The organism is Streptomyces sp. NBC_01363 (genome assembly GCF_026340595.1).
Taxonomy (GTDB): Bacteria; Actinomycetota; Actinomycetes; order Streptomycetales; family Streptomycetaceae; genus Streptomyces.
Genome location: NZ_JAPEPF010000001.1, coordinates 5,807,918 through 5,827,277 on the forward strand (window position 1 = coordinate 5,807,918; position 19,360 = coordinate 5,827,277).

A 19,360-nucleotide genomic window follows, 5' to 3' on the forward strand; every position below is an offset into this window, starting at 1 on the left:
GTGCCGTACATCGCTGACATCTCAAGGCCGGGTACAGATAAAGGCCGAGCCGTACGGGACGTTCGCCGAGGAGCCGACGAGGTTCGAGCTGGAGCGGTTCTTCTTCCTGGACGACGTGGACCGGGATCTGATCGCCCTGCGGCGCACGAAGCACCATCAGCTCGGGTTCGCGCTCCAGATGTGCACGGTGCGGTACGTCGGCCTGTTCCTGGAGGACCCGCTCGCGGTGCCGTGGCCGGTGGTCGAGCACCTGGCCGCGCAGCTTGGCATCAAGGACCCGTCGGTGGTCAAGCGGTACGCCGAACGGCGTCAGACGCTGTACGACCACGCGTGGGAGATCCGGGACGCCTACGGCTACCACCCGTACGAGGACACGGAGTGGGGGCGGCGGTTCCGTACGTTCCTGCATGGGCGGGCGTGGACGCACGCCGAGGGCCCGAAGGCGTTGTTCGACCACGCGGTGGGCTGGCTGCGCCGTCACCGGGTTTTGCTGCCGGGGGTGTCGGTGCTGGCCCGGCAGGTGTCGGAGGCGCGGAAGGTCGCGGAGAAGCGGCTGCACGCCACGGTCGCGGGGGCCGCGCGGCGGGCGGACCCGGCGCTGCCCGGCGACTTGGTGGCGACGCTGAAGACGCCGGAGGGCTCCCGGTTCTCGGAGCTGGAGCGGTTGCGCCGGCCGCCGACGCGGACGACGGGCACCGCGTTCGCCTGCGCGCTGGAGCGGGTGGACGAGATCGGCGCGTACCGGCTCGGTCGGCTGAAGCTGTCGCAGATCCCGCCGAACCGGATGGCGGCGCTGGCCCGGTACGCGCTGGGGTCGAAGGCGCCGCTGCTGGAACGGGCGCCGGAACCGAAGCGCACGGCGACGCTCACCGCGGTGATGCGGCACCTTGAGGCCAAGGCGATCGATGAGGCCCTGGACCTGTTCCAGGTCCTCATGACCACCCGGCTGTTGAACACGGCGAAGCGGAAGACGGAGAAGGAGCGGCTGTCCACGCTGCCGCAGTTGGAGAAGGCGTCGCGCACGCTCGCACGGGCGGCGAAGGTGCTGTTCGAGGAGCTGGAGCTGGTCGAGGAGCACGGCGCGGACCTGGACGTGGCCGCGCTGTGGGCGGCGCTGGAGGAAGTCGCCCCGCGCGCCGCCGTGATGACCGCCGCGGCCACGGTGGTCTCGCTGGTGCCCGAGGACGAGGGGTCGGCCGAGGTCGCGATGCGGGCCGCGCTCGCGAACCGGTACGCCACGGTGCGCCCGTTCCTGTCGCTGCTGGGCGAGTCGAAGGCGCTGGACGCGGCGAGCGCGGGCAAGCGGGTCCTGGCCGGGGTCCGGGGCCTTCCGGCGCTGGCGCGGCGGAAGGTGGGCGTCAAGCCGCTGCTGCCGCGCGAGGTGGACGACAAGCTCGTGCCGCCGGCCTGGCGCAAGGCGGTGTACGCCAACCCCGACCTGCCCCAGGGCGCGGTCGACCGGGACGCGTACGTGGTGTGCGTGCTGGAGCAGCTGCACCGGGCCCTGAACAACCGCGACGCCTTCGCCTCGCCCTCGCACCGCTGGTCCAACCCGCGGGCCCGTCTGCTGGACGGGCCCGACTGGGATGCGGTCGAGGAGGACGCGCTGGCCGGGCTGAGCCTGGACATGCCCGTCGAGGAGCACCTGGCGGAGCTGGTGCGGGGCCTGGACGCCGGGTGGAAGCAGCTCGCCGAGCGCCTGGAAGAGGCGGGGCCGGCGGCGAAGGTCTCCATCGAGGTGCAGGACGACGGGCGGGTGAAGCTGAACGTCGACAAGCTCGGCGCGCTCGGCGAACCGAAGTCCCTGACCTGGCTACGCAAGCGGGTCGAGAAGATGCTCCCGAAGATCGACCTGCCGGACCTGCTGTTCGAGGTGAACGCCTGGACCGGCTTCCTGGACGCCTTCGTGCACCTCGGGGATGGCACCACCCGGATGAAGGACCAGTCCACCTCGGTGGTCGCGCTGCTGGTGTCCGAGGCGTGCAACATCGGCCTGGCCCCGGTGGTGAACCCCGCCCATGAGACGCTGACCCGGGCCCGGCTCGTGCACGTCGACCAGTACTACCTGCGGGCCGACACGATCGCCGCAGCGAACGCGCGGCTGATCGCCGCCCAGGCCGAGGTGCCCATCGTGAAGTTCTGGGGCGAGGGCCTGCTCGCCTCGGTCGACGGACTGCGGTTCGTCGTCCCCGTCCGGACCGTCAGCGCGGCGCCGTCGCCGAAGTACTTCGGGTTCAAGCGGGGCATCACCTGGCTCAACGCAGTAAACGACCAGGTCGCGGGCATCGGGCAGATGGTCGTCCCCGGCACCCCGCTCGACTCCCTGCACATCCTGGACGCGCTGCTGAACCTGGACGGCGGGGTCAAGCCGGAGATGGTGGCGACCGACAACGCCTCGTACTCGACATGGTGTTCGGCCTGTTCAAGATCCTCGGCTACAACTTCAGCCCGCGGTTCCGCGACCTGGACGACCAGCGGTTCTGGCGGGCCACGATGCCCGGCGTCGAGACGGGCACGTACGGCGCGGTGGAGGACCTGGCGCGCAACCGCGTGAACCTGAACAAGGTGATCACGCACTGGCCGGACATGCTGAAGGTCGCCGGTTCCCTGGTCACCAACCAGGTCCGTGCCTACGACCTGCTGCGCATGTTCGGACGCGAGGGGCGCCCGACTCCGCTGGGTGCGGCGTTCGCGGAGTACGGGCGGATCGCCAAGACCGAGCACCTGCTGCGCGTGGTCGACCCGGTCGACGGCACCTACCGGAGGGACGCGCCCGAGCTGGACGAGGACGACGAAGGCGTGGACTGAACGCCCACATCGGGTGACGCGGGCATATCAGGTGGCCGGGGTGCTCGGAAATCGCAAGCGCCGGTAGGGGAGCTGATGTCAGACTGCCTGGTATGTCTAACTAAGCCTTGATTGATGCGGCCGTCCTGGCGGCCTGCTCGATCTTTGCGCAGTAGGCTGCACGGGCTTCCTCGTCGATCTGCTTCTCGTGTTCGGCGCGCAACCCGGTCCGGCCGTCGAGGCCCTCGCGCAGGATATCGGCGTGCCCGGCATGCCGGATGGACTCGCCGAGAACATGGACCATGACGGCGAACAGGTTCGTGTCGGCATAAGGCTCCGGCCACCACGGCACGTGGCCGGGGGCGTCGAGGGGAAGCTCGTTGATCGTCGCGTCCGAGTGTTCCCACGTGCGCCGGTAGAACCCGATGATCTGATCGCGGGTCTCGTCCTCGGTCGCCCACAGATCGCTGCCGTTGGAGTCCTGCCACCGGGGCAGCGGTTCCGGGGAAGGGCGGTCGAAGACCTCGCCGAAGTACCTGGCCTCGACGCTGGCCACGTGTTTGACCAGGCCTAGGAGGTTGGTCCCGGTCGCTGTCAAAGGTCGGCGGGCGTCGTATTCGGACAAGCCGTCGAGTTTCCAGAGCAGCGCCTTGCGGTCCCGCCGCAGTCTCCCGTGCAGGTTGTCTTTCGCGAATTCATCGATCATGCGGCATGAGCCTGCCATGGGCTGCGCGTGGTCTCAAGATCCCGTACATGGTCCGCAACGACTGGCAGAGCCGCGGCCTGGCCATGGCCGCCGTTGTTCACGCTCACGGACAGCACTGCCTCGGGGCGAAGAGCGGGCGCCGTCGCCGGCCTCTGGCGGCCGCGAGGGCGTAGGGCCGAACGGGGCGGTGGGAAACGGGCAGGCTGGACACCCTCACCAGGGTTCAACCCTGCGACCGAGGTTCGAACCCTGACCACCTGTCGTCAAACGATCGTTTGACGACAGGCGAGCGACGCGTCCAATGAACTCGTGCAATCCGGGGGTTCGCGGCGGCGCGAATCCAATCAGATCCGATGGCGATTGTTGACAGGGTTTGATGACAGATAGGGTCCGATCCTCCGTACGGGAGGGGCCCTCGGTGGCGAACCTGGTCTACAAGCGGGTCTCGACCGATCAGCAGTCGACCTCCCGGCAGAACCTCGTCCTGGACGAGGCCGGGATCGAGGACCCGGTCGTCTTCGAGGAGGACCCGGGCACCTCCAGCCGCCTCCACCCCCTTCAGCGCCCGAAGTTCCGCGAACTGCTCACCTACGCGCGGCCGGGCGACACCGTGCACATCTCCGAGATGTTCCGCCTCCTACATGGCACCGGGCACATCCTCGACGTGCTCGACGTCCTCCACCGCGACCAGGTGGCGCTGCGCATCCACGACGGCGCGTTCTCCGCGATGGACCTCACCGCCCGTCACCCGCGCACCGGCGAGCTGCTGTCCACCGTGAAGTTCATGGTGCAGACCCTCGCCGCCGCCGGCGAACTCCAGCGCGAACTGACCTACGACGGACTGCGCGTCGCCGAGGCCAAGGGCAGCAAGGGCGGACGCCGCCCCGCCGTGGCGGCCGCGAAGACCGACATCGTCCGCACCGCGTACCTGGAAGGCCGCTCCATCGCCGCCCTCGCCCGCGACCACGGCGTCAGCCGCGGCGCGATCCGCACGGCCGTCGCCGACCTCCTGCCCGACCACACCGCCATCGAGGAAGACGCACCCGCCCCGGAGTTGCCGGTCACCCTCGACATGCCGGGTAAGGTCGCCGACTTCCTCCGCGCGGCCGACCTGGAGCCCGCCGAGCGGGCCGCGCTCGACCAGGGGGTGACCGCGTACGGCGCGGTCAGGGCTACACCCTTCGCGTCACGGCCGTGCCAGCGATCCACCGCCAACTCCTCGCCCGCTGCCAGCCGCTCGATGGCGGCCAGGGCGTCCCCACGGTCCCGGCCCAGCGCAAGGTCCGTCGCGAGTACGAGAACCGCGTCAGTACCCTCGCACCGATCGGACCATGATCCTTCTCAGCGCCAACCGCTGTACGGATGTTCCTACCGACGCCAATTGCATCGGATGCGAATAGGCGACACCCGTCCTGGAGTTCGGCCCGGGACCGTACGGAAGCGGTTCGACCAGGGGCGCTGTGGAACCACGGTAGCGGTCTTCTCGGCGGTCATCTGTAAGTCTCACTCCATCGAGCGATTGAACTGCGAAGACGCCCCCGATCGCATCTGATGCGAAATTCTCGCGTCAGATGCGATACGCGGAGAGTGATGACAGATGGGTGAAGACGGCCTTGTTCCAGGGTCTGCTCGGCTGCACTTGGTGGACGGTCTGCCGTTGTTGCGGCCGGACGAGCAGGTATTCGAGGCGATGATCAAAGGCTGGTGCAACCAGCAGCTCGCCCGGAACCTGTCGATGGGGTACGTCGGTGACCAGGAACGCGCGGTCCGGGCCTTCACCCGGCACGCCGATGCGATGCCGTGGCAGTGGACGCCACAGCACGTCGACGAATGGTCGGCCGATCTGCGGGCCGTGCACGGCTGTGTCCGTTCCACCCTGCGCAACTTCCAGGGCTCCGTGCGCCAGTTCTGCAACTTCCTGCAGGACCAAGCACCACTGCACCAGCACCACCGACTCGCCATTCTCCGGCGGACCCTCAACGACGACTCCCTGCCTCTGCGGGCCCGGGTCGCGGCCGCGCTCGTTCTCCTCTACGCACAACCCGTCACCCGCATCGTCCGCCTCACCGTCGACGACGTCATCGACGACGAGGCCACCGTCACCGTCCGGCTGGGAGAACCGCCGTCCCCGCTTCCGGAGCCCGTCGCTGACCTCATGCGGGCATACGTCCAGTCCTGCCAGCACCTGCCCTACGCCAGCAGCAGAAGCTCACAGTGGCTCTTCCCCGGCCGCCAGCCCGGACAGCCGATGAACCCGGTCAGCCTCCAAGTCCACCTGCGGAAGATCGGCGTCCCACCGCAACGCGGCAGGACCTCCGCCATCCGCCAACTCGTCCTCCAAGCCCCGGCCCCCGTCATCGCGAAAGCGCTCGGCTACCACGACAAGACAGCCACCCGCCTGGTCACCGAAGCCGGAGGAACCTGGAGCCGATACGCCCCCGGCGACCACACACGCTGACCCAGGCGACGTGGGTGGGGACAGACGCAGTGTCAGTACCAGGTGGCATGCTCTGCCGCCATGAACAAACAGCAGTTCTGGCAACTCATCGAGGCAGCCCGCAACCAGGCGTCCAACCCGAACGACGGAGAAGCGGTCGTCCACCGGGCAACCTCGCTGCTGGCCACACACCCGGCCGAGGAGATCGTTGCCGCTCAGCAGGCGTTGTGGGACCTGATGTCCGACTCCTACACGAATCCTCTGTGGGCCGCTGCCTACGTGATCAACGACGGATGCTCCGACGACGGCTTCGACTACTTCCGCGGCTGGTTGATCGCGCAGGGGCGCGAGGTCTTCGAGCGCATAGTCGCTGCCCCCGATGCCCTGGTAGAAGTACCCATTGTGCGAGCCTCAGCTGCCGACGGAGTCGATCTCGACTGCGAGGAGGCGCTCAGCATCGTTTGGAACGCACATGTCATGGCGACCGGCAAGCAACTCCCTGACGACGCGTTCAGCATCCGATATCCGGAGCTGGACCCCACTTGGAACTTCGACTTCGACGACCACAGCGAAATGACCCGCCGACTGCCACGCTTGGCAGCTCTCTACCTGGAGTAAGTGGAAACTCGCAGTCACGAGGTGAGGTCAACCAGCAGGCTGGAAGGTCCCGAAGATCACTGTCCGTCACGCCGCCAGGACAAGAGCACAGGTTCCGGTGACGAATACGCGACACCTCAACATGCGAGCCCACCAGTCCCGAGGCCGTGTCCCCGCCTGCTGGACGCGCTGGTCTTCACCGATCCGACCGGCGACAGCGAACAGGGCGACGACATCGAGGCCGTGGACAGCGACGGTGCGGACGACGAAGAAGACGTGGAGTCGGTGCTGGCCGACATCAAGTCCCATCCGGGCAACGTCAGCCTCAACTCGCTGCTGGACGAGATCAAAAAAGCTGGGGCAAGTCCGTTCCGTCGGTATCCCGGCCAAGGCATTCACCGGCATCGGCATGCAGGTCGTGGGTGCCTGGCAGGCCAGAGCCTCGGCCGCCTTCCCAAGCCACCTGCGCCGCTTCACCCCCGAGGTGCGGCACGTCCTGCTGGCCGCGCTGCTCTTCCAGCGCCAGCGGGAGATCACCGACACCCTGGTGGAGCTGCTGAACTCCACCGTGCACCGCACCAACGCGCGGGCGGAGAAAAAGGTGACCGAAGCGTTCGTCGCCGAGTTCACCAAGGTCCGGTGCAGGTCCGGGCTCCTCGGGAAGATCGCCGCCGCCTCGCTCGGCGCCCCCGACGGTTCGGTTCGGTCCGCTCCGTGGTCTACCCGGCGTCCGGCGGGGAGAAGACCCTCAAGGACCTGGTCGCCGAGATGAAAGCCACCAACGCGGAGTTCGCCCGCAACAAGCGGGGATGGTCCGCGGCACGGGGCCGACTGATTGGAACAGCCATGCTGCTCCCCGCACCAGCGGGGACGGCCCCAGCAATGCTCTCGCCGGGTGAGTTCCACGTCCAGTCCCTGGCTAGAACCTGCGTATTCACGACGGCCGTTCACAGTCGCCCATTCAGATGTCGTTGGACGCGAGAACGTCATCGGGTTTGCCATGAGAAGTGTCAGTAGCCGCCCAATGCCACCACGCCAGTTCGGCGTCGCGCACGTCTTGCGCGAGGTACTCGCGGTGCCCGGTGCGAGGGTCACATTGTGGGGGTGAGGACTCCAGCGCGTTCCCAGGTGCGCAGGGTGGCCGGGTTGAGCCCGAGGTGGCGGGCAAGTTCACCGATGCTGTACGGCGCCCGAGTGCTGGCCGCCGTATCCAGGGTGTCGGCTCCGAGATGTGAGAGCGCCGCTTCGACGGTTCGTAGCGTGTTGCGGTCGCGAGCCAGGAGCGTGTGCCCATCGGCGACGTACTCCAGTGCTTCGCCGAGCTGGCCGCCGGTGACGGCATGCATGATGCGTCGGCTCGTCGAGTAGCCGAAGGCAGGGACGAGCGCCAGGTATGCCGCGAGGCCGGCGGCATGAGTGGCGGTGCAGTCCCGGTACCCCGTCCGGCTGCGGTGAGCGGCGGGATGATGCCGGCGGCCTCGTAGTTGCGGACCGCCTGCGTGGAGAGGCCATGGCGACGAGCCAGGTCCACGGGCCGCATGTGACCTCCGATTGAGGGTTCCGACGCGGGTGAGCGGAGGATTCGTCGCAGAGTCTCCACCGAGCGTTCAAGGATACGATTCATGGACATGGAACAGAGCACGCACACCGTGTCCGGAGACTTCGATCTGACGATGGACGAGCTGCGCGTCGTGGCGCGTTACGTGGTTCGGCACGCAGAGGACGTCCTGTCGGTCTTTGAGCAGGATGTTCCCGATGATCCGCGCCCCCGTGCGGCGATCGAAGCGGCCTGGGCGTTCATCAACGGTGCCAACAGGACGAAATTGCAGCGCGTCACTTCCCTCGACGCTCACCGAGCCGCCCGGTCCGCGCCCTCCGAAGCCGCACGACTGGCCGCGCGATCCGCCGGCGACGCCGCATCGGCCGCATACTTGCACCCCATCGCCCAGGCCGGCCAGGTCGGCCACATCCTGCGAGCCTGCGCGAGCGCTGCGCGCATCGGGGAGATGGAGGCGGGCGGTGACCCCGCGATCGGGCATGCCCTGCTGGAACGGTCGCGGCAGCGTGCGACACCGGTGCTCATCGACGTGCTCTGCCGCTACCCGCTCGCGACAGGCGGCAGCAATCGTGTCGCCCGGCTGATGAGCACTCTGGATCATTCCCTGCGCCGGGCGGCTGACCGGCCGCCAGAGCACACCGCAGCGAGCGGCACCGATGCGCGCAGGAGGGGGTGCACGTCATGATCCTCCCGAAGGTCCGCGACCCTCGCTTCGTGACGATCCGCCGTGGTGGGACTCTCACTGATGCGGATCACCGTCTCCTCGCTCTATGGGCTGCCGCCTGTGCAGAGCACGTCCTTGGCCTCTTCGAGTCGGCCCAGCCTGGGGACCCGCGACCGCGCCAGGCGATCGAGCATGCCCGGGCCTGGGTGCGTGGCGAGGTCAAGATGATGCAGGCCCGCGCGGCGGGCGGTCACGCGATGGGGGCAGCCAGAGACCTGCGTGGGGCAGCGCGGCATGCCGCGTACGCCGCCGGCCAGGCCGGGGCCGTCGCTCACGTCGCCGCGCACGAGCTCGGCGCGGCCGCCTACGCGATCAAGGCCGCACGTGCAGCAGCACCGGAAGGCGAGAGCGAGACCGCGGGACGACTTGAGTGCCAGTGGCAGCGCCATCAGCTCCCGGATGCGATCCGTGAGCTCGTACTTGATGACCAGCGGCTGCGCAACGACATCTGCTGGTCGGTGTTCGACTGTTGAAGCCGAACCGTGCACGGCCCCTCCTGGTTGGCCCAATCGGTCAGAGTTCCCCGCCTTGATGTCGGCGATCTTCCGCTAACCGGCTCGGTCGATGCCTGGCCGCTCTCGTCGACATCGGTTTCGGCGTCGGCGCCGTACGGCCCGAAGGGGCCGACCTGTCCGGCGGCGGTCACGTCCAGGACGGGCGCGTTGTCCTTCATCCGGAACGATCGAGCTGAACGACTGCCCCTCGCGCCAGCGTCTCCAAATCTCATCCTTGTCGTCTGCCACGAGAACGTCAGTCGCTCTGCCACGGGAAGTGTCAGTGCGTCGTACGGGGGTGAGGGCGGGGGCCGTCACGCTCCCCGCCCTCACCCCGTACGAGTTGCCGGTTCCGTGGTTAAAGAGCGTGGACCATCCTCCGAGCCGCATTGCCCCGTCGATCGCCCAGGCGGTGGAGCGGCAGTCGCATGAACACGGGCACTCGGCCTCTGGGTGTTCCCGGAGCCGGAGCCGGAGCCGGTGGCCAACGACCAGCCGACCCCTATCGTCCACTGCGCCGAAGGATGTACAGGGGGGTCGTCCGCGCGCACGACGCCCCTGACTGGTGGTCGGGCGAGCCTGGAAAGCACACGGGGTTGTCGATAGGAGTCGGCCCTACCGTCACCAGGAGCGCTATGACCGAGCTACACATACGACAACCCGCACCCTCACCCGCGCCCACGGCCGCCGGGGCCATGGGCCGCGCGTTGGCTGGCGGCCTGATCATGGCGGTGGCGCTCGGTGTCGGCAACGGCCTCGGACCCGTACTGACGGACGCCACCGGAACCAGTGGCTTGGCCGCCCGGCTGATCGCTGCGGCCCTCGTCACCGTCGTGGCCGTGCCGTTCGTCCTGCGTCTGTCACACCCCCGGACGGTCGGCTTCGGTAGTCCGGGCGCGAGCCTACGGGCGTTCCTCACCGGCGTTGGGGTGACGGCCGCGGCAGCGGCGCTGGTCCTGGGCGCGGGCACGGCCGTGGGGTTACTCGTCTGGCAGCAGCTGGACCTCGTCACCCTGGTTGGCTTTCTCGTCACCAACGCCGTCGTCGCGTTCCTGCTTGAAGCCTTGCCCGAGGAGACGACGCTGCGCGGCTACACGTGGACATCGCTGCGCAGACGGTTCGGGCCCGCACTGGCGGCGCTCGGCACCACGGCGGTCTTCCTGCTCGTACCGGGCACCTCGACGCTGGTGACGGTTGGCATCGCCCGGCTGGCCGGTGACGTGCCGGGCCACATCGGCATCGCCCCGGAGGGGCAGCACCCGGTCGACTACCTCTTCCTCCTGACGGTCTTCAGCCTGACCCTGATCGCCGCCCGTGCGGCCGTGGGGCACGCCCCGCTGTGGGCGGCGATCGGCACGCACCTGACCGTCCTGACCGTGAACCGCATCATGCTGCAGGGCGGGGACCGCGACGCGGGCGTGACGGTGGAGCAGGCGTCCGGTGACGCGGTGCTGCTCGTACCGCTGTACCTGGTGGTCGTCGCGATCGCATTCCTGGTGTGCCGTCGGGTCACGCGTCGGCACACGCCCGGCGAAAGGTAGGCGGTCACCGTTACCGGCCTGCTCGATGCCGGGCTCCTGGTCCGCGCAGGGGGCGGGACCGCCGTCCTGGCCGACGACGTCCGGTACAGCCTTCGCGTCACCGACGCCGACGACACCCCTGGCTACTGACAGAGCTCATGGCAAAACCACTGACATCCGATGGCAGAACCCACTGACGTCCTCCTGACAGACAACAACAACAAGCCGACCACGACTCCCGCAACCAGAGGCTCTGTCACTCGGGGGTGGGAAGTACTTCAGGTATCATCAATAAATGATCATGGTTCGCTGAGCGGACGAGTCGTCAAGGGAAGGGGCCGGCCAGTGGGATGGGCGACCCCGATCGTGGCTCCCGAGCAGATCGAGTACCGGCTCGCAGAAGACTGCGGCTGTGATCAGTCGTCGGATGCCGAGGTCGAGTACCGGCTCGCGGCCGCGAGTGACCTGCGGTGGATCGGGAGCGGGTTGACGGAGCTGGGCCTGGTTGCGGGAGAGCCTGTCGATCCCGATGCCGCGCGGGCGCTGATGGACGGCCGGGACTGGCGTACCGGTGAGCAGTTGGTCAAGCGCAAACAGAACCTCCGACGCGCCACCCGGGAAGCCGGCCATCGCGACCGTGCCGTCTCTCCGCAGCCTCAGGGGCGGCCAGGACCAGGCCTCGGCCGCTGAAGGACCGTGTGGTCGTGGGGGTTTGTTGTCCGCGGACAACAGACAGTCCGTTGTCCGCGGACAACAAACCGACCACGACCGAGCCGGACGGGGTCAGTTGTTCCGGACGAGGGAGTCCAGCTGTCGGCGGGTCCGGAGAGCCACCGGTGCGTCGGGTCCGTGGATGTCGGTGACCGTGTCGAGGAGTTCGGTGCCCAGACGATGGGCGTCCTGGGCGGGGACGGTCCGCCAGAGGCTGTAGACGCGGCTGGTCGCCTCTTCGGTGTCGGGATGCCGGGGCCCCTGGACCGTCGCCCGCAGACGGACGGTGTGCAGGTACCACCCGAGCGCCGTGGCGTGGTCGCCCACCAGATGAGCGAGATGCCCGCGGACCTCCCGGATATGGACGACGTTCAGATGCTCGGCGCCGTACTCGGCGCCGTACTCGGCGGCGATCTCGGTGTCGAGCTCGTACGCCATCCAGGCGGCATCCTGCAGCCGGCCCTCGGAAGCCGTGGCGGCGATCACGGCCAGGCGCTCGCGCAACCCCTCCGGTGTCCGCGCCTGGGGCCCGGCGTATTCGGCAGGGGCGAGCGCGGGGACTCCCCGGAACGCGGGAGACACGGTGCCTCACGGGTGGAAGACCTCTTCGTGCTCGTGCATGGCGGGATGCCCTTCGGCCGTGCGGGCCACCACTTCACCACCCGGCGGACCTCGGTGATCCGGGTGATGGTGCTGGTGGAGTTGCGCCAGCTGCTGTACGAGACGATCCGGGTCCGTACGCCGGTGCGTGGCGCCTCGATGATCTTGCCGTCGCCGATGTACATACCCACGTGCCCCGGGCGCGCGTCCGATCTGTCGTTGCCCGCGTTGAACACCAGGTCGCCCGGCCTGGGGTTGTCCATGCTGACGTTGTCGCCGAAGTTGACCTGGTCGTAGGTGACCCGGGGAATGTTGATATCGGCGGCCCGGAAGGCCTGCTGCATCAGGGACGAGCTCCCGCCACTGATCAGCAGCGCGTGCTTAACGGCAGGGCTGTCCTGATGGACGTGTCCCGCCGTTGGCACAGGTCGGTTGGGTTACCGGTGGTCGTGGCGCTCGCAGCGCTCGCAGCGCTCGTCGTGCTTGTGGCGCTTGATCTTGGTGAGGTCGGTGGCGATGTGGGTACTGGTGTCACCGCCCCCAATGGCGGTGGCGGTGTTCATCACCTGGGCGTGGGCCCTGCAGGAGACGTCGACCTTCAGGGTGATGGGAGGGTAGCTGCTCCCGGCGGGGAGGACGTCGCTACGGGTGCAGGTGAGGGTGTTCAGGGTGCAGTTCCATCCCGTGCCACGGATGCTGTCGGCGCTGAGCCCGGCGGGGAGGGTGTCGTGCACGGTGACAGTGGTGCCGTTGGTCGGGGCGGCCCCGGCGGCGTTGCCCGCGGTGATGGTGTAGGTGCCATCCCGCCCCTGGGTGAAGTGCCTGGTGTGGGTCTTGGTGATGGTCAAAGACGGGACCGTGTAGGAGATGGTCACCTGGCCGTTGTGGTTCGCCGTCCCCATCGTCGAAGGCGCGTAGCTCGTGCCGGTACCCGTGGGGGTGGTGAAGCTGCTGCCCCCCACCACCACCGCCCCCACCCGCCGAGGTGCCGCTGCTGTTGACGGCGCCGCTGCCGCCGCCCCCGCCGGCGAAGTACCCACCCCCACCGCCCCCGCCACCAGCGATGCGAGTGGCGGCGCAGCCGCCGTCGAAGTTGCCCCCGGTGCCACCGGTACCGACCGTGGCACCGGAGAACCCGCTCCCCGGCCCGCCGTTCGAGACCGCACAGAATGGAACGGTGCCGGCGGCCCCGCTGGCACCGCCGGTACTGGTGCTGGTGCTGCCACCGCCCCCACCTTGCCCCGGCGAAGCCCCAGGGCCGGTGGCACTTCCCGCGGTACCGCGGTGGCATCCGGCGTTGTCCCGCCGTTGCCTCCGTTCCCTCCCGTAGAGCCCGCTCCGGTGCCGCCGGCGGCACCGCCGCCCCCGGCGACCACCAGCAAGGAGCCGCCCGTGCTGATGCTGGAGGCCCCGCCCCCACCCGGACCTTCAAAACGAAAACCACTGAGCGGAAAACTCCCACCTGGGGCGCCGCCGTTGAACCCGCCGGCACCCGGCGTCCCGGTGCCGTTGCAGCCTTTGCCGCCGGTGCCGCCGACGTTGATGGTGAAGGTCGTCGGTGCGGCGGTTTGCGGGAGCGTGGTGACGACCCGCGCCCCCGTCCCACCGGCCCCCGTGATGGAACAGGGGGTGCCGGTGTTGTCGGCACCGCCGGCGCCGTCCGCGGTGACCGTCACCACAGCCCCGCCGGAACCGTCAAGGTCTGCGGAGCGCCGGTGAAGGTGAGGGTCTGCGACGGATCAGCCCTCTGCGCCCGCACTGGCACGGCCCCCACCGGCGCGGCGGCCACCGGTGGAGCCGTGGCCGCCAGCAGCGCCATACCGGACAGCAGCGCGCTCCCCACCGGTACCACCCCCATACCGCGCGCTCCACGCCGTCCACCCGAGCCGACCGGATCGGACGCACCGACGGCACGAACCGGGGGCGTTCCACCGGCCGGGGCCCTGAACACGGCCACGGGCCACTGCCGACTGACCCGATACCGCGACGAATCGCCCTGTCCACGAGTACGAGCTCTCATCTGCGAGTTCACCTCTCCTCACAGCAAAGCGCCCCGCACCCCTCACGCGACAAGACGCAAGCACGACAGGACACCTGATGGGGAATCATGACAAACTACAATTTGATACCCCGATCCGATCATTTCGATGGTAGCGAGGTAATGAGAAACCTCGTGTGTCGCCTCCCGCACCTTCGGCGCCATGTTCATCGAGGTCGGCGTCGACCCGGACCTCGGGCTGCTGCGGCTGCGCCGCGCGACCGGCGTCTACAGCGTGGGCGCGGTCGTCAACGAGCGCACCGAATGCTCGATGGTGCGGCCTCGGTTGGCGAGCCGGGCGAGGAAGGCGCCGGCCTGGGTGGTCTCCTGCTTGGCCTGGTGCGTCTGGGAGCGTCTCAGCGGCCCATTCTCCGCCGTGGCCCGCAGTCGGCGCATCTGGTGCCAGGTGGTGAAGTGCCGGAGAAGCAGGTGATGTTCGGGGTCCTCGATGGTGGCGAGCCGTTCGGTCAGCCAGCGCTGATAGAGAAGGATTTGACGGTCGACGCGTGGCAGGACGCTGCAGTCCATCAGCAGGTCGCACAGGTGGGTAACGGTTCGCCAGGGCCCTTCCTGATGCAGTCCTTCGTGAGTGAGTGGGATGGTGCCGGTGGCCAGGCCGCGCAGGAGACGGACGACGTTGGGAGTGCGGAGCCAAATCAGACGGCTCTTGGGCCGGTCCATCTCCAGCAGGGTGGTGACCAGCGGTTGCAGCGGAAGCGCGACGTGCCCGGTGCCGTCGTCGAGGAGGCGGGCGAGTGTGTCGGCGAGGGTACAGCGTTCGCAGAGACGCCCTCTGAGCAAGAGTCCTTCGAAGCTGCAACGGTCGCAGAAGAAGTCGCGGGTGATGCCCGCGCAGTCGCGGCAGATCGGTGTGCCGGTGGTGTCCCGGCCGAGTAGTAGCCGGTCGGCTCGGCAGTTGGGGCAGGAGCCGCGGACGCGCATCGCGCGGTCGTAGCAGGTCCGGCAGATCGGGCCGTCCGACCACTCCGCCGACTTCGCCGCCCGACGGCCGTAGCGTGCGCAGTTCCGGACATGCCACCGCTCGTACTCTTCCGGTGTCATCGCTCAGCCCTCGGGCGTCAGCCGGACCCGTGTGGGTCGACGGGCAGCGAGGTTGATCGGTGCCTCTCCGTCGGCGGCGCGGCGGGCTGGGAGGTTCTGGGCCGAGGTGGTGATCAGGTCGGTGGGCGTGCAGTCGAGGATGTCGCAGAGGGTGGCCAGCACCGGCAGGGACAGCCGTTCCGGGGTGCCGGAGACCAGACGGTGGACCTGGGAGGAGGACAGTGTGATGCCGCGTTCGGTCAGGTGCGGCATCAGCTCGGCAACGGGTGAACATGCCGCGGGCGGCCATCAGCTCGCGCAGGCGCCACCGGTAGCTGATCTGGCGTGGCATCACCGCCCGCATCTGGGGCGGGATACCAGCCGAGGACCTGGCCGCCGCCGGCCGCGTCCTCGCCCTGGCCACCGAGCGCGCCAACGACGGAGCTTGCGGCGCTGACCGCCCGACCACCTGATCGAGCCGATCGAGGACCGGCCGGGACACCGGCGGGAGGCGGGTGAGGTAGCTGAGGTAGCTGAGGAGGAGCGCGGACGGCCCGCTTCCCGTCCCTCCTCGCGGGGCCGGTCCCTTGACATCGCGGCGCCTGTTGTGGCTGGTCAGGGTGGTGAAAGGGCCTCTTTGGCCCTCGGTCATAGTGGGCGCCATGGACTATGACGTAGTGGTGGCCGGAGGCGGCCCGGTCGGACTGATGCTGGCCTGCGAGCTCCGGCTCGGAGGCGCGCGGGTGGCCGTCCTGGAGCGTCTCACCGAAGTGGACCCGACGATCAAGGGCGGGGCGATCACCACGCCCAGCGCCGAGGCGCTCTACCGCCGGGGCATGCTGCCCGCGCTGGCCGAGGTGCAGCGGCAGGCGATGGACCTCTTCCAGGCGTTCATGCGCGAGCGGAACGGCGGGGACGGAGGCGGGGCCGCGGGCCAAGGGCTCGGGTTCGTCGGGCACTTCGCCGGGATCATGCTGCGCGCCGACCTGGTCGACCGTACGGAGCCGGGCTTCGGCGACGCCGGACCCGCCGCCGAGATCGCTCTCGTGGCGCAGCAGGACATCGAGCGGCTGCTCGGCGGGCGGGCGGACGAGCTCGGCGTCGACGTGCGCCGGGGAGTGGAGCTGACCGGCTTCGACGCGGACGACGGGGCCGTCACCGTGCGGACGAGCGACGGGGCGATACGCGCCGGCTGGCTCGTGGGCTGCGACGGCGGCCGCAGCGCGGTCCGCAAGCTCGCGGGGTTCGAATTTCCCGGTACGGACGCGGAGATCACCTGTCACCAGGCGGTCGTGGAGATGACCGGCGCCGAGGACCTGAAGGTCGGCTGGACCGCCACGGACATCGGGGTGTACGCCTACGGGCCGATGCCGGGCCGCGTCGTCACCGTGGAGTTCGACGGTCCGCCGGCCGACCGGGACGCGCCGGTCACCACCGAGGACCTCCAGGCGCGGCTGCGCCGCGTATCCGGCGTGGACGTCACGATCACCGGGGTGCGGACCGCGACCCGCTTCACCGACCACGCCCGCCAGGTCACCGAGTACCGCAAGGGCCGGGTGCTGCTGGCGGGCGATGCGGCGCACGTGCACTCCGCGTTCGGGAGCCAGGGGCTGAGCCTGGGTATCGGGGACGCGACGAACCTCGGCTGGAAGCTCGCCGCGGTGATCGGCGGCCGGGCGCCGGAAGGGCTGCTGGACACGTACACCTCCGAGCGGCACCCGGTCGGTGCGTGGGTCCTGGACTGGACCCGGTCCCAGGTCGCGGCCATGCGCCCGGACCCGCAGTCCCGGGCCCTGCGCGAGATCGTCAGCGACCTGGCGGGGACGGTTGTGGGCACCACGTACCTCACCGCGCGGCTCAACGGTGCCGGGGTGCGGTACGAGCTGCCGGGCGAGCACCCGCTGACCGGCAGCAGCACCCCGGACCTCGAACTCACCGACGGCGGCCGCCTCGCGGACCACCTCCACGGCGGCCGGGCGCTTCTGCTCGACCTCACCGACGACCCGGAGCTCCGGGCCCTCGCTGCGGGGTATGCCGGCCGCGTCGACATACTGACGGCCGGCTGCCCGTCCCGCCCGGAACTGGCGGCGGTCCTCGTCCGTCCGGACGGCTTCACGGCCTGGGCGGCCGACGCGGGGGCGCAGGCGCCGACGTCGACGGCCGGGCTGGCGGAGGCGCTGGAGGAGTGGTTCGGAGTGCCGGAGGGTGCGGTGACGCCGGGCTGATCCGCCGCTCTGCTGACTGACTCGAACCACGAGCCGATCCCACCCCACGGCCGCCGCACCCACCCGGTGTGGCGGCCGCCCGCACCCCAGTCCCGGCCCAGCAGCAGCCCGGAGCTCTCACCGGTTGGGGATCGGCCTCGGGCAACATCGGTACAGCGGTTAACGCCAAGCCGATGAAGACGTGTGACGGCTGACGGGCCGGGCCGGAAACGAGCTGGCAAGGCCGCCCTCCAGCCGGGGGCCTGCTGCGCCGCAGGCGTCCCCCTTCCTGACGACACGGTGCCTCCCCGCGAAAACCGTCCGTGTCCGGCACGAACCGCCGACCGGCCGTGCGGACGCCGCCTTCACACTCCTCTGACCGCTTCCTGACATCGCGTGACTACTGTCTCGCGCATGCGTACACCTCCTCACCGCCCATGCGGTCACCAGGACAGCACTCGCAGGGCCCTCCGGCACGCGATCGGCGCCACCGTCGCGGTGTCGGCGGCCGTCGTCGCACTGGTCACGCCGACCGCGGCCGCCAACGCCGCACCGCACAACCCGTCGTCCACCAGCGGCAGCGCGGCGGGACCGGACACCACCACCACCCACGCCGGCGCCACGACCGCACAAGAGCGCAACCGGATCAACGCCTACTGGACCCCCGAGCGGATGAAGCTGGCAGGCGCTCTGGTCCCCGAGATCACCCCCGTGCCCGAAGACGACAACACGCCGGACGACCCGCGGCCGCTTCCCGTGAACACGCCGGACTCCGGGGCCGTGTGGACACACGGCGGGGCGGTGGAAAAGAACGTAGGCCGCCTGTTCTTTACCTTCTCCGACGGCTACGACGGCAGTTGCACCGCGACGGTCGTCACCAGCGCCAACCGCAGTACCGTCATCACGGCGGCACACTGCCTGAGAGGTGTCGGGTCGCCTTCCGCCGACGACACCTGGAACCACAACTTCTACTTCGTGCCCGGCTATCGCAACGGAACGAAACCGCTCGGCGGCTTCAGCGTCAGGACCATGGCCACCTCTTCCCGCTGGGACGCCGATCCGGACACCACGGAATCGTCGGACATCGCTGCCGCCGGCTACGACACGGGACTCCTCGTGGCGAACCCCGCTGCCGGGGGGCACCCGATCGCGGACGTCACTGGAAGCCAGCAAATCGGGTTCGGCCAGCCCGTCGAGGACGAGTTCGTCCATGCCTTCGGGTACCCGAACTACGGACTCAACGACCCCGGGGACAAGTACGTCGGATCCCGCGTGATCCACTGCGCGGGCACGAGCCATCCCGGTCCCAAGGTCCCCTTGCTGTGGGGTGAGACCTGCAACATGTCGGCCGGGTCGAGCGGTGGCCCTCACCTGGCCCACTTCGATACCCGCACCGGCACCGGCACTGTCGTGGGTGTCACCACCACCGACGAGGAACTCGCGGGCGGGCAGACCCCCACGCTCTACGCAACGCGCCTCGGTGACAGCGCCCACCGTCTCTACGACTGGGCGCAGTCGCGTTAGGACCCTCCTCTGAAACACGGTTCGGCTCCCGCCGCCGGAACCCGCGCACGGGCGGGTCCGCTCGCCCGGAAGATCTTCCGCGGCAAGGCCGGGCAGCTCTACCAGCGCTACCAGGACGGTATGGAGGACCAGATCGGCGCGCTCGGCCTGGTCCTCAATGCCCTCGTGCTCTTCAACACGAGGTACATGGACGCCGCCGTCACTCAGCTGCGCGAGGACGGATTCAATGTCCGTGACGAGGACGTTGCCCGCCTCTCCCCGCTCGTCAGGCATCACATCAACATGCTCGGCCGGTACTCCTTCCAACTCCCCGACCTGCCCGGGGACCTGCGTCCGCTGCGTGAGCCGGATGCCACCGACGAGGATTGACGCCCGGCGCTGGCCCCGGGCTCTTGTCTCTGACCCAGCCGCAGAGTAAC

19 protein-coding genes and 2 pseudogenes are annotated in these 19,360 nt (G+C 69.4%); 12 read left to right on the top strand and 9 right to left on the bottom strand.

The window, feature by feature from the left end:
- Nucleotides 1-13 precede the first annotated feature (13 nt).
- Nucleotides 14-2,766, top strand: a pseudogene (locus OG611_RS26400) (Tn3 family transposase); the annotation flags it as partial.
- A 142-nt stretch (nt 2,767-2,908) separates the two neighbouring features.
- Here OG611_RS26400 and OG611_RS26405 read toward each other — a convergent pair.
- The gene (locus OG611_RS26405; RefSeq protein WP_266424711.1) at nt 2,909-3,493 is read right to left on the bottom strand and encodes a DinB family protein; all 585 of its coding nucleotides are present in this window, start codon (nt 3,491-3,493) and stop codon (nt 2,909-2,911) included.
- Nucleotides 3,494-3,869: 376 nt separating this feature from the next.
- On the opposite strand from OG611_RS26405, the gene OG611_RS26410 reads away from it, so the two are divergent.
- The 3 genes from OG611_RS26410 (at nt 3,870) to OG611_RS26420 (ending at nt 6,548) form a co-directional block, all read left to right on the top strand.
- On the top strand, nt 3,870-5,045 hold the full coding sequence (locus OG611_RS26410; RefSeq protein ID WP_266424714.1) for a recombinase family protein: 1,176 nt from the start codon (nt 3,870-3,872) through the stop codon (nt 5,043-5,045).
- Between the two features lie 90 nt (nt 5,046-5,135).
- Nucleotides 5,136-5,951, top strand: coding sequence for a hypothetical protein (locus tag OG611_RS26415; RefSeq protein WP_266424717.1), 816 nt, complete (start codon nt 5,136-5,138; stop codon nt 5,949-5,951).
- Nucleotides 5,952-6,011: 60 nt separating this feature from the next.
- Entirely contained in the window at nt 6,012-6,548 is a 537-nt protein-coding gene (locus tag OG611_RS26420) for a DUF4240 domain-containing protein (protein WP_266424720.1), read from the top strand.
- A 66-nt stretch (nt 6,549-6,614) separates the two neighbouring features.
- Here the strand turns inward: OG611_RS26420 and OG611_RS26425 are convergent, their stop codons facing one another.
- Nucleotides 6,615-6,938: a hypothetical protein gene (locus OG611_RS26425; RefSeq protein WP_266424722.1), complete on the bottom strand. Its 324-nt coding sequence runs from the start codon at nt 6,936-6,938 to the stop codon at nt 6,615-6,617.
- On the opposite strand from OG611_RS26425, the gene OG611_RS26430 reads away from it, so the two are divergent.
- Nucleotides 6,937-7,299 (top strand): hypothetical protein, encoded by a 363-nt coding sequence (locus OG611_RS26430; protein ID WP_266424724.1) that lies wholly within the window; start codon nt 6,937-6,939, stop codon nt 7,297-7,299. The genes OG611_RS26425 and OG611_RS26430 overlap by 2 nt on opposite strands.
- Before the next feature lie 319 nt (nt 7,300-7,618).
- On the opposite strand, the gene OG611_RS26435 is transcribed toward OG611_RS26430, so the two are convergent.
- The gene (locus OG611_RS26435) at nt 7,619-7,873 is read right to left on the bottom strand and encodes a MerR family DNA-binding transcriptional regulator (protein ID WP_266424725.1); all 255 of its coding nucleotides are present in this window, start codon (nt 7,871-7,873) and stop codon (nt 7,619-7,621) included.
- A 276-nt stretch (nt 7,874-8,149) separates the two neighbouring features.
- Here OG611_RS26435 and OG611_RS26440 point away from each other — a divergent pair, with 276 nt between their 5' ends.
- From OG611_RS26440 to OG611_RS26455, 4 genes are all read left to right on the top strand, one after another.
- Nucleotides 8,150-8,770 carry a putative immunity protein gene (locus tag OG611_RS26440; RefSeq protein ID WP_266424728.1) on the top strand — a complete coding sequence of 207 codons (621 nt, stop codon included), beginning with the start codon at nt 8,150-8,152 and terminating at the stop codon, nt 8,768-8,770.
- Nucleotides 8,767-9,282 (top strand): putative immunity protein, encoded by a 516-nt coding sequence (locus OG611_RS26445; protein WP_266424730.1) that lies wholly within the window; start codon nt 8,767-8,769, stop codon nt 9,280-9,282. The genes OG611_RS26440 and OG611_RS26445 overlap by 4 nt, the downstream gene beginning before the upstream one ends.
- 656 nt (nt 9,283-9,938) lie before the next feature.
- Nucleotides 9,939-10,844, top strand: a complete 906-nt coding sequence (locus tag OG611_RS26450) for a CPBP family glutamic-type intramembrane protease (protein WP_266424733.1) — start codon at nt 9,939-9,941, stop codon at nt 10,842-10,844.
- A 345-nt stretch (nt 10,845-11,189) separates the two neighbouring features.
- Nucleotides 11,190-11,513 (top strand): relaxase domain-containing protein, encoded by a 324-nt coding sequence (locus OG611_RS26455; protein WP_266424736.1) that lies wholly within the window; start codon nt 11,190-11,192, stop codon nt 11,511-11,513.
- A gap of 93 nt (nt 11,514-11,606) precedes the next feature.
- On the opposite strand, the gene OG611_RS26460 is transcribed toward OG611_RS26455, so the two are convergent.
- The 6 genes from OG611_RS26460 to OG611_RS26485 form a co-directional block, all read right to left on the bottom strand.
- Nucleotides 11,607-12,038 carry a hypothetical protein gene (locus OG611_RS26460; RefSeq protein ID WP_266424739.1) on the bottom strand — a complete coding sequence of 144 codons (432 nt, stop codon included), beginning with the start codon at nt 12,036-12,038 and terminating at the stop codon, nt 11,607-11,609.
- Nucleotides 12,017-12,478 (bottom strand): C40 family peptidase, encoded by a 462-nt coding sequence (locus OG611_RS26465; protein WP_266424742.1) that lies wholly within the window; start codon nt 12,476-12,478, stop codon nt 12,017-12,019. The genes OG611_RS26460 and OG611_RS26465 overlap by 22 nt, the downstream gene beginning before the upstream one ends.
- Before the next feature lie 93 nt (nt 12,479-12,571).
- Nucleotides 12,572-13,096 (bottom strand): hypothetical protein, encoded by a 525-nt coding sequence (locus OG611_RS26470; RefSeq protein ID WP_266424744.1) that lies wholly within the window; start codon nt 13,094-13,096, stop codon nt 12,572-12,574.
- Nucleotides 13,097-13,806: 710 nt separating this feature from the next.
- Entirely contained in the window at nt 13,807-13,992 is a 186-nt protein-coding gene (locus OG611_RS26475; protein ID WP_266424746.1) for a hypothetical protein, read from the bottom strand.
- A gap of 408 nt (nt 13,993-14,400) precedes the next feature.
- Nucleotides 14,401-15,234, bottom strand: coding sequence for a hypothetical protein (locus OG611_RS26480; protein WP_266424748.1), 834 nt, complete (start codon nt 15,232-15,234; stop codon nt 14,401-14,403).
- 3 nt (nt 15,235-15,237) lie between these two features.
- The gene (locus OG611_RS26485; protein ID WP_266424750.1) at nt 15,238-15,486 is read right to left on the bottom strand and encodes a helix-turn-helix transcriptional regulator; all 249 of its coding nucleotides are present in this window, start codon (nt 15,484-15,486) and stop codon (nt 15,238-15,240) included.
- Between the two features lie 389 nt (nt 15,487-15,875).
- On the opposite strand from OG611_RS26485, the gene OG611_RS26490 reads away from it, so the two are divergent.
- The 3 genes and pseudogenes from OG611_RS26490 to OG611_RS26500 all read left to right on the top strand — a co-directional run.
- Nucleotides 15,876-17,438, top strand: a complete 1,563-nt coding sequence (locus OG611_RS26490) for an FAD-dependent monooxygenase (RefSeq protein ID WP_266424752.1) — start codon at nt 15,876-15,878, stop codon at nt 17,436-17,438.
- A gap of 393 nt (nt 17,439-17,831) precedes the next feature.
- The gene (locus OG611_RS26495) at nt 17,832-18,941 is read left to right on the top strand and encodes a serine protease (RefSeq protein ID WP_266424754.1); all 1,110 of its coding nucleotides are present in this window, start codon (nt 17,832-17,834) and stop codon (nt 18,939-18,941) included.
- Nucleotides 18,942-19,001: 60 nt separating this feature from the next.
- Nucleotides 19,002-19,310: pseudogene (locus OG611_RS26500) on the top strand (Tn3 family transposase); the annotation flags it as partial.
- Between the last annotated feature and the right edge of the window lie 50 nt (nt 19,311-19,360).